Here is a 14,623-nt window from a genome sequence, read left to right on the forward strand (position 1 = left end):
CATGACGCCCCAAGGTACCAAGCAAATCCTATCGGCATTCCAAATGGCACTCCAGCAGAAAAAACAAAAAAATATCACTTTAAAATCAATAACTTGCGATATCTGTTCAGATCACCCCAGCCCATCAAATCCCTCATAAAACCCCAATTACTCAAGGCTCTGTACTTTCTGGACCCTGCACTCCAAATACTCGCGCCCTAACGATTTACCAACCCAGGCATAGCCAGCTCTTTGCCCCCAGCAAACACCCCGCCCACTACCCCCACCCCCAAAAACAGCAAGCAAATCACTCACCTGACGCCCCTAACGGTGCTACTGGGCAGCTCACCAAATAAATTGCGATAGGCCTGGGAGAATCGGCCCAGGTGCCAGAATGACCAGCGCATGGCAACTTCTGCCACGCTGGTATCCCCCGGTTTCATGCGGAGCAAATCACGGCGGGCAAAGTTCAGCCGGCGCAAGCGTTGCCATTGACTCGGCGATACCCCGGTAAACGAAGTGAAGCTCTGCTGTAACTGACGCACAGACACGCCGACACCGTTGGCCAGTTGCAGTACGTTGAAATGTTCTTGGGGACTGGCCATGACCAGGTCGAAAACCCGCTGGACCAGGTGGCGGTCGTGGGCCAGGTGTTTTTGACTCGCGCGATCTGGCGTATGACTCGGGCAATCGAGGATGTACAGGCAATCATCGATCAATTGTTGCGCCAATCCCTCTTCAGGAATCGACGAGTGCGTCACTGCGAGCTGCTGTAGGGTACGGCTCAACCAGCGCCCAAAGACCTGACTCTGTTGGGAAACCAACGGCGTCAGAAACAAACCATCAAGCTGGCTCAGGTTCAGGGTGTTGAGTTGCTTTAAATACTGAGGACCAATCACTACGCCGACTTCGTTGTAGTTTTCCGGCGTGACCCAGGTATTTTGAGTGTCTTCATTCAACAGATACAGTGAACCGTCACGCGTATCGAAGCTGAAGACCAATGAATCCGCAGGCGCATGAAAGTGCTGTTCTATGCGCGTATTCATGCGTTCTTCGTACACATCAATACCGTTCAATTCCATGTGCACAACGGTGCCCCGGAAACACCCCGGCGACATTTGTTGGTAGTGCTCCTGCCAACCGGCAATAACCAGTTGCTGGTCCACATTCACCGTGTCGTGGAGTTGAATCTGCATACGGTGCTCCTTGCGTGCATTCCCACCAGAATCTGTAGGAGCACGGCCACCTTTCATTATTGTTGGAGCACCCTAGCAGCGCGAAAAAAAAGGCGCAAGGTTAGGACACGCGACTGCGCTGAGGGTTAAACGGGGCATTTTTGGGGTGCACCCGGTCGAGCGTTCCACATAAAAAAGGCACTTGGCGATGATCGCAAGTGCCTTTTGGTGTCGACAGGGGCTGCGTTTGTCTGGGGTCAGACTTTGAAGCGCCCCACCAGCACTTCCAGTTCATGGCCGAGCCGTGCCAGTTCGATGCTCGAAGAGGCGGTCTCTTCACAGGCGCTCGCCGTCTGGTCGGAGATGTCACGCACATTGATCACACTGCGGTTGATCTCTTCAGCCACCGCGCTTTGCTGCTCCGAAGCGGTGGCAATCTGCTGGTTCATCAGCTGGATGGTGGAGACTGTGCGGGTAATGTTCTCCAGCGCAGTGACTGCGCGCCGAGTAAATTCAACACTGCTTTCACTCATCTGCCGGCTGCTGTCCATGCTCACGGCAACCGCCTGGGTGCTGCTTTGAACGCCAGCAACCAGCGACTCGATTTCCTCAGTGGACTGCTGGGTGCGCAAGGCCAGGTGGCGGACTTCATCGGCCACGACAGCGAAACCACGTCCGGCTTCACCGGCGCGGGCTGCTTCAATCGCTGCGTTCAGCGCCAGCAGGTTGGTTTGCTGGGCCACGGCCTTGATCACGTCCAGCACGCCGCCGATCTTGTCGCTTTGCTCCTTCAGATGGCCCACCGCGTCTGCCGAGTGCCCCACTTCCTGGGCGAGGCGTTCGATTTGATCGATGGCCTCACCGACCACGCGCTCACCCTCGCTGGCTTGCTGATCGGCCATAGAGGCCGCTTCAGAGGCCTCTTCGGCGTTACGTGCAACATCCTGCACGGTAGCGGTCATTTCGTTCATGGCGGTGGCAACGTGGTCGGTCTCGGCCTTTTGGCTGTTTACCCCGGCACTGGTTTGCTCAGTCACCGCCGACAGCTCTTCAGCAGCGCTGGTCGCCCGACTCACACTGGTGCGAATGCCATCGATCAACTCACGCAAGTTGAGGGTCATCTGCTGAAGGCGGGATTGCAGCTGGCCCAATTCGTCCCGTCGATTGACCTGCACATCCTGACTCAGATCGCCATGAGCAATGCGTTCCACCACCTGAAGGGTATGCTGCAGCGGGTTGACGATCTGCCGAGTAATGATCCAGGCCGCCAGGACGCCAAACAGCAGTGCCAGTACGGTGACAACACTCAGCAGGGCCTTAGCAGAGGCTGCATCGCTATCACGCTTGGCATTTTGCGACTGGATCAACTGTTGCGTGGTGTCGATAAGCACATCCCCCAACTGCGCCATGTGCTTGAACAAGGATGCGGTATCCGCGTTGGGCTGACCGAGCACCTGCAGGATCTGGCTGTACTCAGTGACCGCCTGGCGTTGTTGGCGGATCAGATCGAGGTCGGCAGGCGCTTCGAAATGATGTTCGATGCTTCCCAGATGAGCCGCCAATTTATCCAGGATCTGCTGCAAGGGGCTCAAGCTCTCTGCTTGAAGGTTGGCGCCCATGCGTAAACGCTGAATACGCAGGTCTTTGGTGTAGTCACTGACCAGTGCGATCTTTTCGATCTTCACGCCACGCTCGGTAAGGGTGTTGAGCGCATACCACCCCGTGATAGCCAGTAACAACGTAAGCCCCAACACCAGGCCAAAACCCCAACCCAGTTTGGCGCTGACACGGATGTTGCTGATCCAGCCGAACATAAAGACTCCAGGCAGAAATGCAGGTGCACAATGAAAAGGTAGTGCCCTGACTATCGGCCATGAGCCTTGTTGCTTAACCCCAAACAAACCGCCTAGAACGGCCAGCACCCGCAGAATAGACCGCTCGTCTGATTTTTTATCAAGCGCCATGACGCGCGTCAATTCACGCCTGATGCCCTGCAGGCCAAGCTGTCCGGGGCTTTTTGCAGATCATCAGCGACGACTCAAACAGCGCTTGGCAAGGAACTGGAAGGCCAAACCGCAGGGGCGATGCTTTGGTCGAATGTCCGTCGAGACAAAAATCATGTCACGCTTGCTGCCACCTGATGAAACCTTTCATCAACAGTCACGCAGCCCTTGAGGCCAGAAACAACAAAGCCCGCACGAAGCGGGCTTTGTTGTTTCCATAAGTGCTTACCAGCCGGATGGCAACCAGCCCAACGCGCTGGAAATCGCATAGAGCATGCTGCACAGGTACAGCACCACCACCATGCACTGCAGCACAGGGTGAGCGATCCAGCCGCACTTCCAGGCGGGCTCGATGTCACCGTACTTGCGTGCCGAGCGCAGCATCAGGATCGGCATGATCGACAGGATCACGCCACTGAACACCCCGGCAAAGTACAACGCGCTGACAAAACCCACCATACCGCTATAGGCCAGCAGGAACGGCGGTACACAGACGATGGCCAACACGATCAGACGGTTCTTCGGATGACTCTCTGAGCCCAGTTTCGGGAACTTGTCGAAGATGTTGGTCAGGAAACTACCGCCAAGGCCCCAGTAGGACGTCATCATCGCGCACAGGGCAAACGTGTTGGCGGTATAGAAAGCCCACTGCCCCAATGCCTGCCCCCAGGCCAGGGTCGCCACTTCCGTCTGATTCTCCAGACCGTTCAGCGAGATGACCGACATCGGCACAATGGCCAGCAGCACAAAGGTAATCACCATGCCGGTAATGACAGCCACCGGCAGACGTTTGGGGGCGTGACTGAAACCACGGGCCATTTCCGGCACGACGTACTGGGCCGAGAAGCAGAAGACCGCGATGTTGAACACTGGAATCATATAGACCCAGTCGCCTTCAAGCAGGTTGGCGAAGTTCGTGTTCTCATGAACAAGCGTTGCGACGACCAGCACCAGGGTCATGGAGACCATGCCGATACTGATGAACTTTTCACCCTTGCCAATGGCTTTCAAGCCCAGGTACAGCACCAACGCCGCAGGGGCGAAGAACAGCAGGCTGCCCAGCGCCGGGCTGATACCGAAGAACTGGCTAAGAATCTTGCCGCTGCCGCTCATGTAGGCGATCAATGCGCCAATACTGTTGACCGCTACCGACAGAAAGATTGCCCAAGCCCCGAACGAACCGACATAGCGCTGAGCCAGACCGCTGAGCTGGTGATGGCTGCGGGTACGCAGGGCCGTTTCCGAGACATACAGCATGGAGATGGTGGTAAATATACCTGCCACGGCCAACCACAGCAGCAGCGGCATGTAGCCGGCCTTGCGACTGGCATAGGCCATGGACAACACACCGGCACCGATGTTGGTACCCACGATCATTGCCACAGCCTCGACGAAGGTCAGCCGTTTGACCTCCAGGCCTGAGGACTCAGTTGCCTCGGCGTGGTCCGCGCCTCGTGCGGCGGCGTTAGGGGGTGTACTCATGATCAATCACACTCACTACGTATTTGTTACGGGATGCACCTGAATTGATGCGTCACAGAACCCGCCTTTGTGAGACGACTTCCGTGTCTTGATTTCCAGAGCGGCGCGCAAAATATCACACACGGTGTTTGAAATAACCCCCAGACAGGGCGAAACGCGATGCACAGACACGGCCTGTAACACTTGATATAGAGCGGTTTCATTGAAGGGCGACCCGTTTCGCCCGATCCATGCCGGGCGAGACGAGCGCTGCAGACGCGAGGGGGAAAACGCAGGAGATCAGATGGTTTTTTGCCGATACAACGGACGCGTTGTACCTAAAGACCAGCACGCAGCAGGGCATGCAAAGCCCGGCAATCCGCCGCGTGCCAATCCGTCAGCGTTGGCCAGGGATTGTCCGGCAGGTTGACCAGAATGGTACGGGTGCCCGCCGCACGACCACAGTCGAGGTCAAAGCGGTAGTCGCCGACCATCACCATCTCGTTCGGCGAGACATCCCAGGCTTCGGCCAGCTTGAGCAATCCTCCCGGATGCGGCTTGGGTGGTGCTTCGTCACGGCCCAGGATGCTCTGTACCGGGAAACAATCCGCAAGGCCAATGGCCTCCAGCGTGACATGCGCCAGCTCACGGGCATTACGGGTGAGGATGCCAAGCTGGCAGTCACGCGCGACCAGTTCACGCACCAGTTCCACCGCGCCCTCGGCAGGACGCGATGCAATCGCCAGGTCACGCTCGTGTTCCAGCAACCAGGCATGCTTGGCAGCGGCCTCTTCTGCCGGAAGGGCCGCCAAATGGGTCAGGATGTCGTCTTCGGCGGGAATCTCCAGTGCTTCGCGGATGGCCGCAAAGTCGTGCACGGCGACCGTCAGGGTGCCGTCCATGTCAAACACCCAATGACGAATGTGGTGCAGGTTCATGCCCAGTCCTTGCGATGGCGAATCAGCCCTTCCTGACAGGACGATGCCACCAGTTGCCCGGCCCGGTTGAAAATATTGCCGCGAGAGAAACCACGGGCATTGCCAGCCCAAGGGCTGTCCATTGCGTACAGCAACCAGTCATCGGCGCGCAGGTTGCCGTGGAACCACAAGGCGTGATCGAGACTGGCCAGTTGCATGTCCTTGTGCCAGACCGATTTGCCATGCGGCATCAACGAGGTGGTCAGCAGGCCGAAGTCCGAGGCATAGGCAAGGATGTATTTGTGCAATGCCGGCGAGTCCGCCAAATTGCCGTCAGCACGGAACCAGGCGTACTTGATCGGGTCACCCGGCTGCGGGTTGAACGGGTCTTTCTCGGTCACCGGGCGCACTTCGATCGGCTTGGCGCAGAGCAGCTTTTCGCGCAGTTGCTCTGGTATATGCTCGGCCATACTTTCGGCAATTTCCACTTCCGACGGGAGGTTTTCCGGGCCGACCACGTCCGGCATCTGCGCCTGATGCTCAAAGCCTTCTTCGTCGTACTGGAATGACGCGCTGCAGGTGAAGATCGGCTGCCCTTTCTGGATCGCCGTTACCCGCCGGGTGCTGAAACTGCCGCCATCCCGCACACGGTCTACCGAGTACACCACCGGCATCGACGCATCGCCTGGGCGCAGAAAGTAACCGTGCAGCGAGTGCACATGGCGTGCTTCTTCAACGGTCTGGGTGGCAGCAGAAAGCGACTGGCCGAGTACCTGGCCACCATACAACTGACGAAAGCCGAGGTCTTGGCTACGCCCACGAAACAGGTTTTCCTCGATCGCTTCCAGACTCAACAGGTCGACCAGATCGTCCAACACGTGGCTCATTCGAGATTCTCCAAAGCAATGCCCAGTGATCAAATGATACAGGGTTTGTCATTGCTGGCCGTTATGTTCGGTAATTCACCCGCGCAAGGTCGCTTGCCATTGCGTCCGATTGATCCGGTACAAAACATGTGGGCGAAGAGGATGCCCCGGTGGAATTCTCGGGTGCTCGAAGCTGCTGCCAGGGTCCTGTTGCATGCCGATGGCCTGCATGACTTTCTGGGACGGCAGGTTGCTTTCGCTGGTAAACGACACGACCTGCTCCAGGCTCAACTGTGCAAACGCGCAGCGCAGGCAGGTCCATGCTGCCTCGCTGGCAAAACCTAACCCCCAATGACGCCGTGCCAACCTCCAGCCGATTTCCACGGCGGGGGCGAATGCGGCATTGAAGTTGACCGTGAGCAAGCCGGTCATGCCGATGAACGCACCACTGTCCTTGCGTTCCAGTGCCCATAAACCAAAACCGTACTCAGCAAAATGCCCACGCAAGCGCCCGATCAACGCAGCGCTTTCCAGACGTGTCAGTGGCGCCGGGAAGTAACGCATCACCTGAGGGTCGGCACACATCGCAGCAAACTCGCGCAGGTCGTCATCCTGCCACTGGCGCAACACCAGCCGTGCGCTTTCCAACTCCAGTATCGGGGTCATGGCCTAATCCTCTCTCTACCGCTTTGCCTGTACAACGCTGGCACCGCAGCCCCCGCAACTGGCAAGATCAAGGCCTGATCTCGCCGCGAAGCTGCCATGCCCCTACCCCTGATTTACCATGACGACTACAGCCCGGACTTTCCCGCCGAGCACCGTTTTCCGATGGACAAGTTCCGTCTGTTGCGCGACCACCTGATCGACAGCGGGCTCACCACCGATCACGCGCTGCTGCGCCCCGAACTGTGCCCGAACGAGATTCTCGCACTGGCCCATGATCGCGACTACATCGCGCGCTACATGGACGGCGCACTCTCTCGAGAGGACCAGCGCCGCCTTGGCCTGCCGTGGAGCGAAGCACTTGCACGTCGTACCGTGCGAGCCGTTGGCGGCTCATTGCTGGCTGCCGAGCAGGCACTCAAGCACGGTATTGCCTGCCACCTGGCGGGGGGTACCCATCATGCTCATTATGACCATCCTGCCGGATTCTGCATTTTCAACGACCTGGCCGTGATCAGCCGTTACCTGCTGGAAGCCGGCCGCGTACATCGGGTCCTGATCTTCGATTGCGATGTTCACCAGGGCGACGGCACTGCGCGCATTCTTCACGACACACCGGACGCCATCACCGTCTCACTGCACTGCGAGCAGAATTTCCCGGCGCGCAAGGCGCAGAGCGATTGGGACATTCCGCTGCCACGGGGCATGGGTGATACGGACTACCTGAGGGTGGTCGAAGATGCACTGAACTACCTGCTGCCGCTCTACCAGCCCGACCTGGTGCTGTATGACGCGGGGGTCGATGTTCACAAGGACGATGCACTGGGTTACCTGCAACTGACCGACGCCGGGGTTGCCGCACGTGATGAATGCGTACTGCGCCATTGCCTGGGACGGGACATCCCGGTCGTTGGCCTGATTGGTGGCGGCTACAGCAAGGATCGTCAGGCCCTGGCCCGGCGCCACGGTATCCTGCACCACAGCGCACACCGGGTACTTTACCCACAATGACTGTGGAGCCGCCTGTGGATAACCTGAGTGAAAGCCGGTCCAGCCCTTGATCGGCGTGGCCTGCAGAATACCGATCATTTTTTGTACAGTGTTTCCCGGCCCCCGCCTCAGGTAGAATGCCGACTCTTTTCAATCGCTTGCAGCCCACCATGACCGAGACTCCGCACCCGCATCGCCCACACGTCGCCATCATTGGGGGCGGCCCGGCAGGGCTGATGGCCGCCGATGTGCTTGGCCAGGCCGGGATTGCAGTCGACCTTTACGACGCCATGCCCTCGGTGGGTCGCAAATTCCTGCTGGCCGGCGTCGGCGGCATGAACATTACCCATTCAGAAGCCTACCCGGCTTTTGTCTCGCGCTACGCCGAACGTGCCGACGAGATCAAGGCGCTGCTCGACGACTTTGATGCAGACGCCCTGCGTCAGTGGATTCACGGCCTGGGCATCGAGACCTTCATCGGCAGCTCCGGCCGGGTGTTCCCCCGCGACATGAAAGCCGCCCCCCTGCTACGCGCCTGGCTCAAGCGCTTACGCGACAGCGGTGTGGTTATCCACACCCGTCACCGCTGGCTCGGCTGGACGAGCGAAGGCACCTTGCGCATTGCTTATCCACAGGGCGAGCTCTCGCTCAAACCGGATGCTGTGCTGCTGGCACTCGGGGGCGGCAGTTGGGCACGGCTCGGGTCAGACGGTGCATGGCTGCCCTGGCTGAAGGCACACGGCATCGAAACGGTGCCGCTACAGGCGGCCAATAGCGGCTTTGAGGTCGAGGCCTGGAGCGCACTGTTGAAAGAGAAGTTTGCCGGTGCGCCCCTGAAAAACATTGCCATGAGCCTGCCTGGGCAAACACCGCGCCTGGGCGAGTGCGTGGTCACCGAGCTCGGCCTTGAGGGCAGCCTGGTCTATGCCTTGTCGGCGCAGATCCGCGAGACCATCAACCGTGACGGTCAGGCCACACTGCTGCTGGACCTGTTGCCCAACAAGCCTGTGGATAACGTTGCTGCCGCATTGGCAAAGCCTCGTGGATCACGCTCAGTGGCCAAGCACCTTCACAGCCAACTGGGCCTGGACGGGGTCAAGGCTGCGCTGTTGCGCGAGCTGACCGACCAGGCGTCCTTTGCCGACCCGCTGCGACTGGCGCGTGCGATCAAAGCGCTGCCAGTCACGCTGGTGCGCCCTCGCCCACTGGACGAAGCCATCAGCAGTGCCGGTGGAGTGACCTTTGAAGCGCTGAACGAACACTTGATGCTGCGCCAGTTGCCTGGGGTGTTCTGCGCGGGGGAAATGCTGGACTGGGAAGCGCCCACCGGTGGCTATCTGCTCACCGCGTGCTTCGCCAGTGGGCGTCGGGCGGGGCTGGGTATGCTGGAGTGGTTGAAACACTCATAAACCAAACGCGTAGGCGCCGACAGGGTCGACGCCCACGCATACCGCGCGATTACGGCTTGCGCTTGCGCGGACCGGTGTTGAAGGTCGGCACCTTGCGCACAGGCTTGGCCTGTGGGGTTGCTGCAGGCGTTTCACCGCTGTCCAGCCAACGACCGAGGCTGCGTTTGGAACCACCCTCCTTCGGCTTTTTCGGTTTCTTCGGCTTTTTCAGGATCTGCCCGCTGGCGTCGGTCACCGGCACCCGGTGCTCTGGCACAAAATCCGGCTCTTCATGACGCGGCAGGGTCTTGCGGGTCAGGGTTTCAATAGCCGAGAGCAGTTGCACCTCATCAGCGCACACCAGCGAGATCGCTTCACCGGTGTTGCCCGCACGACCGGTGCGGCCAATACGGTGAATGTAATCTTCAGCCACGATCGGCAGGTCGAAGTTCACTACCAGCGGCAGGTCGTCGATATCCAGGCCACGGGCCGCCACATCTGTCGCCACCAGGATCTGGATCTCGTTGGCCTTGAAGCTGTCCAGTGCCCGCTGGCGTGTCGCTTGTGGACGATCACCATGAATACCGTCGGCATTCACACCCTGACCGCGCAAACGCTCGACCAGTTGATCGACACCATTGCGGGTCTTGGCAAACACCAGCACCTGCTTCCAGCGCTGCTTGCGCATCAGGTGGCTGAACAGTTCCGGCTTGCGCTTCTTGTCCACCGGGACAATCCACTGTTTGACCGTGCTTGCCGCAACGTTACGCGGACTGACTTCGATGCTCAGCGGTTCATTGAGCATCTGCCCGCCCAGCAGGCGAATCTCGTCAGAGAACGTGGCCGAGAACAGCAGGGTCTGGCGACGGTTAGGCAGCACGGCATAAATGGCCCGCAGCTCCTCGGAAAAGCCCAGATCAAGCATGCGATCGGCCTCATCCAGCACCAGCGCCTGAAGCTGATTGAACTTCAGAGCATTCTGCCGGAACAGGTCCAACAGGCGTCCGGGCGTTGCGACCAGCAGGTCGACGCCTTTGCGCAGCTTCATCATCTGCGGGTTGATGCTCACCCCGCCATACACCGCATAGGTGCTGAGCGGCAGGTGTTCGGCATAGTCCTGGATATTGCGGTGAACCTGCTCGGCCAGTTCACGGGTCGGCACCAGCACCAGCGCACGCACCGAGTTGCTGGCAACCTTGGCACCTTCCATGGTCAGACGCTGCAGCAGCGGCAAGGCGAACCCGGCCGTTTTGCCGGTACCGGTCTGGGCGGCGGCCATCAGGTCACGCCCGGCCAGCACTGCCGGGATGGCTTGCGCCTGAATCGGCGTCGGCGAGTGGTAGTCGAGGCGCTCGAGCGCGCGCAGCAAAGGTTCAATCAGGCCAAGTTTGGCGAATGTCATGGCAATACCGTCAGGGGAATTCAGCAATGGCGGCAGTTTACCTTGTTCGACGCCCCGGCATGCAGCACGCCGTTATCAAAACTGCCACAACGCCGCCCTTTACTTGGAAAATGCTTCCTTGCCCGCCTCGACCGCCGGAACGCTGCTGACACTCGGCTTACGCCATTGTGGAACACCAATCAGCACGACGGCACCAATGATCACCGCCATGGCCAGGCACTCCTCGAAGCCAATCTGCTCGCCCGCAAACACGATGCCCAGCAGCACCGCCACTCCCGGGTTGACGTAGGCGTAGCTGGTGGCCGCTGCAGGGCGCACATGCTTGAGCAAATACATATACGCGCTAAAGGCCAGGATCGAGCCGAAAAACACCAGATAGGCCAATGCCCCCCAACCCGCTGCAGTTGGCATCTGCGTCATACGCTCACCACTGAGTGCGCTACCCAACAACAGCACCAAACCGCCCACCAGCATTTCCGCCGCGCTGGCCATCGGCCCCTGAGGCAGTGGCAGGCTTTTGCTCCATACGGAACCAAATGCCCAAGAGGCTGCCGCAAACAGAATCAGGGCGGCACCCAGCGGGCTCGCCTGAAGGTTCGAGCCCAGGTTGAGCAAACCGATACCGAGCAACCCGAGGAGAATGCCTGCCCACTCCAGACGTGTGTTGCGCTGCCCCCACAACAGGCCGAACAACAGTGTGAACAACGGCACGGTCGCGACCGCCAAGGCCGCAACACCGGAGGCGACCCCGGCATGCTCGGCGACCGTGACCCCACCGTTGCCGCAACTGAGCAGCAAAACCCCAATCACCCCCGCCGCGCGCCATTGTGGCCACGTCGGTGCGGGCACCCCGCGCCAGCGCAGAAAGGCATAAAGCAACGTACCGGCGATCATGAAGCGCACGCCAGCCATCATCAGCGGCGGCCAGGACTCCACACCAATGCGGATCACCAGATAGGTAGAACCCCAGACCAGATACAACGCGAGGAAGGCACCGATCAACAACAGCGGAAAGCGACGAGAGGCAGGCATGGCAGGCTCGAAATCGAGTAATTGAGGGGTTAGTTTAGAAAGCAGCCCAACTAAACTTAAGCCACAAAACCTGTTTATAGTGCCGTAACAGTTTCAAAACAAAGGTTGTTGCCGCCCATTACCTTCTTTTCAAAAGACCTCTCGCACAATGGATAAATACGATCGGATGCTCCTCGCCGCGCTGCTCGAAAATGGCCGCGCGTCCTTCGCTCAACTGGCCCGCACGGTCAATCTGTCGGCACCGGCAGTCGCCGAGCGGGTGGCCAAACTGGAAGCCAGCGGGGTAATAACCGGCTATCAAGCCAAGGTCGACATGAGCAAGATCGGCCTGCCCATCCAGTGTGTGATCGAACTGCGCCTGGCCAGCCACGGCAATCAACAGGCGTACGAGGCGCTGACACAGATCCCCCAGCTCACCGAGTGCCACCGGGTCACGGGCGACCCCTGCGTGATCATGCAGGCCGCTGTCGGCTCAATGCCGGAACTGGAAGACCTGATCAATCAGGTTGCTCAGTTCGGCTTCAGCAAGACCTCGATCATTCTCTCAAGCGCAGTCGAACGGCGCGTGCCCTTGGGGCAACTGGATAACCCGGCGAAAAAAACCTAGCGATAACGCTTGAGCGTTTCGGCAATCTTCGCCGCAGGCACTTTCTGCAGGCTGCAGAACAAAGGGTGGGAAACCGCACTGACACCGTGGCGCAAGCGCAGTTCATCGGCCAGGTGCTGGGCCAGGTTAGCGGCCATTTCGGCGTCGGCCATGGCCCGGTGAGCGGTGCCCGTGTCTGGCAAGCCTGCCCAACGGGTCAGGGTGCCAAGCTTGTGGTTCGGCGCGGCGGGCAGCAGGCGCCGGGACAGCAGCATCGAGCACGCAAAAGGCTGGGTACGCTGACGGTTGATCTGTGCCAGTTCGTAATCCCAGAACTTCTGGTCGAAGGCAGCGTTGTGTGCCAGCAACGGTGTGTCGCCCACAAACTCAGCGACCTCGTTCATGACCTTGGCGACCGGCGGTGCACTGCGCAGCATGGCAGTGGTGATACCGGTCAGCCCCGCGACAAAGGCAGGCACCGCAAGCCCGGCATTCATCAGGCTCTGGTAACGCTCGACAATGCGTCCGTCCTCAAGCATCACCACGGCCACCTCGGTGGCACGGCAGCCAGGGCCTGGGGAAATACCGGTGGTTTCAAAGTCGATGACGGCAATACGTTCCACAAGAACCTCTGGTTTGAACTCAATGCTTGAGCAGCAACTCGCCTTCGATGGGCACGTAGCGACTGGCGGCGCGGATCAGTGAATTGGCGGTGAGCCCCGGCACACCATAGGCGACCGCCTCGACCCCATGACGGCTGATGATGCGTTCAAGCAGCAGATCGAAGTCACCATCGCCCGAAGCGAGTACCACTTCATCAACCCGTGCGGCGGCATCCATCACGTCCAGGGTGATGCCCACATCCCAGTCACCCTTGGCCGAGCCATCGCTGCGCTGGATGTAAGGCTTGAGTTTGACGGTGAAACCAAGGTTGCGCAGGATCTGCTGAAATTGCTGTTGCTTGCTGTCACCACGGTCGATGGCATAGGCAACAGCCTCGACGATCTGCCCATGCTGGCTGACATCAGCCCAGAACGCGGCGTAGTTGAAGTGACAACCATAGGCCTGACGCACGGTGTAGTAGAGGTTCTGCACATCGGCGAACACTGCGATTTTCTTCACCGTACTTCCTCATCACGCCCAGGGACTGGCTGACCGTGTCAGCCGTTACGGCGCACAGTATGCCAGCCCTGGGGTAACTGCGGGTATTTGCGGCTCAGACGAAGGAGTCGTCGTCGCTGAAGAAACCACCATCGTCGCTGTAGTCGGTGTCCATGAAGCCACCCTGATCATTGCCATAACCGCCATTGTCGGCGGTCAAGCGCTGCTCATCATTGCTCCCCCAGCCGCTATCGCTGGCCGGGGCCGGCTCTTCCTTGATCACCTCGGTCACCGTTTCAGGTTGCGAGTGGTGATTGAACAGGCTGCTGATGCCCTGCGCGAGCATCACCCCACCCGCAACACCGGCGGCAGTCTGCAAGGCCCCCCCCAGGAAACTGCTGGCACCGCCACGGGCTGGCGCAGCAGCAGGTTGTGCATACGCTTGCGGCTGCGGCGCGACACCTGGCGAGTTGAACGAACTGGCCGGCGCCGGCTCGCGCCAACCGCCAGTGCTGGCGGGCGGTGGCGAGGCTGGCTGACTGGCGGCCGCTTGAGGTTGAGGCTGTCGGGTGCCGCTGCCGAAGATGCCGGACAGAAACCCACCGCTGCTTTGAGTCGTCGCCGCGACCTGGGCCTTCGCCTGGGTGAGTTCAGCCTGCAGTTGCTTGTTCTGTTCGTCGAGGCGCTTGATGGCAGCCTCCTGGACCAGAATTGCCTGAGTCATGTAGTACGGGGCCGCGCTCTGCTGTTGCAGATGCTCGGCGATCCGCGCTTGAGCCTGGGCGTCTCGTGGTGCAGACGCGGCCTCGGCCTGCTTGAGCTTGGCAAACAGGCCATCGATCAGGGCTTGCTCTTCGCTGTTCATGAACAACCTCATTGGATAACTGGAGAAACAGACTCACTGATAATGGGGCGCACGGCCAGTGATTCAATACACCCAAAGGATGAAACTTTTTTCAGGTCAACGGCCATCACCGAAGCAATATGGACTGAAGAATCTACCCCGCGTTCGTTTCACTGCACGCTATTTCTTTCTGACCAACGGTAGAGACCCCGTAGC

The 14,623-nt window shown here is 59.6% G+C and carries 14 protein-coding genes; 3 read left to right on the plus strand and 11 right to left on the minus strand.

Features of this window, described 5'->3' with window-relative positions:
• Window positions 1–290: 290 nt before the first annotated feature.
• From IE038_RS07030 to IE038_RS07055, 6 genes are all read right to left on the minus strand, one after another.
• Complete coding sequence (locus IE038_RS07030) at window positions 291–1,175, minus strand: helix-turn-helix domain-containing protein (RefSeq protein WP_189395379.1); 885 nt, start codon at window positions 1,173–1,175, stop codon at window positions 291–293.
• 236 nt (window positions 1,176–1,411) lie between these two features.
• The gene (locus tag IE038_RS07035) at window positions 1,412–2,968 is read right to left on the minus strand and encodes a methyl-accepting chemotaxis protein (protein WP_189395380.1); all 1,557 of its coding nucleotides are present in this window, start codon (window positions 2,966–2,968) and stop codon (window positions 1,412–1,414) included.
• Between the two features lie 414 nt (window positions 2,969–3,382).
• Window positions 3,383–4,639 carry an aromatic amino acid transport family protein gene (locus IE038_RS07040; RefSeq protein ID WP_189395381.1) on the minus strand — a complete coding sequence of 419 codons (1,257 nt, stop codon included), beginning with the start codon at window positions 4,637–4,639 and terminating at the stop codon, window positions 3,383–3,385.
• 317 nt (window positions 4,640–4,956) lie between these two features.
• Window positions 4,957–5,556, minus strand: a complete 600-nt coding sequence (locus IE038_RS07045) for an HAD family hydrolase (protein ID WP_189395382.1) — start codon at window positions 5,554–5,556, stop codon at window positions 4,957–4,959.
• On the minus strand, window positions 5,553–6,422 hold the full coding sequence (gene tesB, locus IE038_RS07050; protein ID WP_189395383.1) for an acyl-CoA thioesterase II: 870 nt from the start codon (window positions 6,420–6,422) through the stop codon (window positions 5,553–5,555). Before tesB ends, IE038_RS07045 begins: the two co-directional genes overlap by 4 nt.
• Before the next feature lie 75 nt (window positions 6,423–6,497).
• The gene (locus IE038_RS07055; RefSeq protein ID WP_163933105.1) at window positions 6,498–7,067 is read right to left on the minus strand and encodes a GNAT family N-acetyltransferase; all 570 of its coding nucleotides are present in this window, start codon (window positions 7,065–7,067) and stop codon (window positions 6,498–6,500) included.
• 96 nt (window positions 7,068–7,163) lie between these two features.
• On the opposite strand from IE038_RS07055, the gene IE038_RS07060 reads away from it, so the two are divergent.
• Window positions 7,164–8,075: a histone deacetylase family protein gene (locus IE038_RS07060; RefSeq protein WP_163933102.1), complete on the plus strand. Its 912-nt coding sequence runs from the start codon at window positions 7,164–7,166 to the stop codon at window positions 8,073–8,075.
• Window positions 8,076–8,191: 116 nt separating this feature from the next.
• Window positions 8,192–9,463 (plus strand): TIGR03862 family flavoprotein, encoded by a 1,272-nt coding sequence (locus IE038_RS07065; protein ID WP_189395384.1) that lies wholly within the window; start codon window positions 8,192–8,194, stop codon window positions 9,461–9,463.
• 49 nt (window positions 9,464–9,512) lie between these two features.
• Here the strand turns inward: IE038_RS07065 and rhlE1 are convergent, their stop codons facing one another.
• Window positions 9,513–10,844, minus strand: a complete 1,332-nt coding sequence (gene rhlE1, locus IE038_RS07070) for an RNA helicase RhlE1 (RefSeq protein WP_189395385.1) — start codon at window positions 10,842–10,844, stop codon at window positions 9,513–9,515.
• Window positions 10,845–10,943: 99 nt separating this feature from the next.
• Entirely contained in the window at window positions 10,944–11,876 is a 933-nt protein-coding gene (gene yedA, locus IE038_RS07075; protein ID WP_189395386.1) for a drug/metabolite exporter YedA, read from the minus strand.
• 148 nt (window positions 11,877–12,024) lie between these two features.
• Here yedA and IE038_RS07080 point away from each other — a divergent pair, with 148 nt between their 5' ends.
• Entirely contained in the window at window positions 12,025–12,483 is a 459-nt protein-coding gene (locus IE038_RS07080; RefSeq protein ID WP_163933099.1) for an Lrp/AsnC family transcriptional regulator, read from the plus strand.
• Here the strand turns inward: IE038_RS07080 and IE038_RS07085 are convergent.
• The 3 genes from IE038_RS07085 to IE038_RS07095 form a co-directional block, all read right to left on the minus strand.
• Window positions 12,480–13,085 carry a 3'-5' exonuclease gene (locus IE038_RS07085; RefSeq protein ID WP_163933096.1) on the minus strand — a complete coding sequence of 202 codons (606 nt, stop codon included), beginning with the start codon at window positions 13,083–13,085 and terminating at the stop codon, window positions 12,480–12,482. The genes IE038_RS07080 and IE038_RS07085 overlap by 4 nt on opposite strands.
• Window positions 13,086–13,104: 19 nt before the next feature.
• Window positions 13,105–13,584, minus strand: coding sequence for an NYN domain-containing protein (locus IE038_RS07090; protein WP_099775881.1), 480 nt, complete (start codon window positions 13,582–13,584; stop codon window positions 13,105–13,107).
• A 94-nt stretch (window positions 13,585–13,678) separates the two neighbouring features.
• The gene (locus IE038_RS07095; RefSeq protein ID WP_189395387.1) at window positions 13,679–14,428 is read right to left on the minus strand and encodes a DUF2076 domain-containing protein; all 750 of its coding nucleotides are present in this window, start codon (window positions 14,426–14,428) and stop codon (window positions 13,679–13,681) included.
• Between the last annotated feature and the right edge of the window lie 195 nt (window positions 14,429–14,623).

Source organism: Pseudomonas laurentiana, assembly GCF_014648275.1.
GTDB lineage: Bacteria > Pseudomonadota > Gammaproteobacteria > Pseudomonadales > Pseudomonadaceae > Aquipseudomonas > Aquipseudomonas laurentiana.

Excerpts from the sequence above, each read along its gene's own strand:
- IE038_RS07030 (WP_189395379.1), bottom strand. The coding sequence starts at position 1,175 with ATGCAGATTCAACTCCACGACACGGTGAATGTGGACCAGCAACTGGTT.
- IE038_RS07035 (WP_189395380.1), bottom strand. The coding sequence starts at position 2,968 with ATGTTCGGCTGGATCAGCAACATCCGTGTCAGCGCCAAACTGGGTTGG.
- IE038_RS07040 (WP_189395381.1), bottom strand. The coding sequence starts at position 4,639 with ATGAGTACACCCCCTAACGCCGCCGCACGAGGCGCGGACCACGCCGAG.
- IE038_RS07045 (WP_189395382.1), bottom strand. The coding sequence starts at position 5,556 with ATGAACCTGCACCACATTCGTCATTGGGTGTTTGACATGGACGGCACC.
- tesB (WP_189395383.1), bottom strand. The coding sequence starts at position 6,422 with ATGAGCCACGTGTTGGACGATCTGGTCGACCTGTTGAGTCTGGAAGCG.
- IE038_RS07055 (WP_163933105.1), bottom strand. The coding sequence starts at position 7,067 with ATGACCCCGATACTGGAGTTGGAAAGCGCACGGCTGGTGTTGCGCCAG.
- IE038_RS07060 (WP_163933102.1), top strand. The coding sequence starts at position 7,164 with ATGCCCCTACCCCTGATTTACCATGACGACTACAGCCCGGACTTTCCC.
- IE038_RS07065 (WP_189395384.1), top strand. The coding sequence starts at position 8,192 with ATGCCGACTCTTTTCAATCGCTTGCAGCCCACCATGACCGAGACTCCG.
- rhlE1 (WP_189395385.1), bottom strand. The coding sequence starts at position 10,844 with ATGACATTCGCCAAACTTGGCCTGATTGAACCTTTGCTGCGCGCGCTC.
- yedA (WP_189395386.1), bottom strand. The coding sequence starts at position 11,876 with ATGCCTGCCTCTCGTCGCTTTCCGCTGTTGTTGATCGGTGCCTTCCTC.
- IE038_RS07080 (WP_163933099.1), top strand. The coding sequence starts at position 12,025 with ATGGATAAATACGATCGGATGCTCCTCGCCGCGCTGCTCGAAAATGGC.
- IE038_RS07095 (WP_189395387.1), bottom strand. The coding sequence starts at position 14,428 with ATGAACAGCGAAGAGCAAGCCCTGATCGATGGCCTGTTTGCCAAGCTC.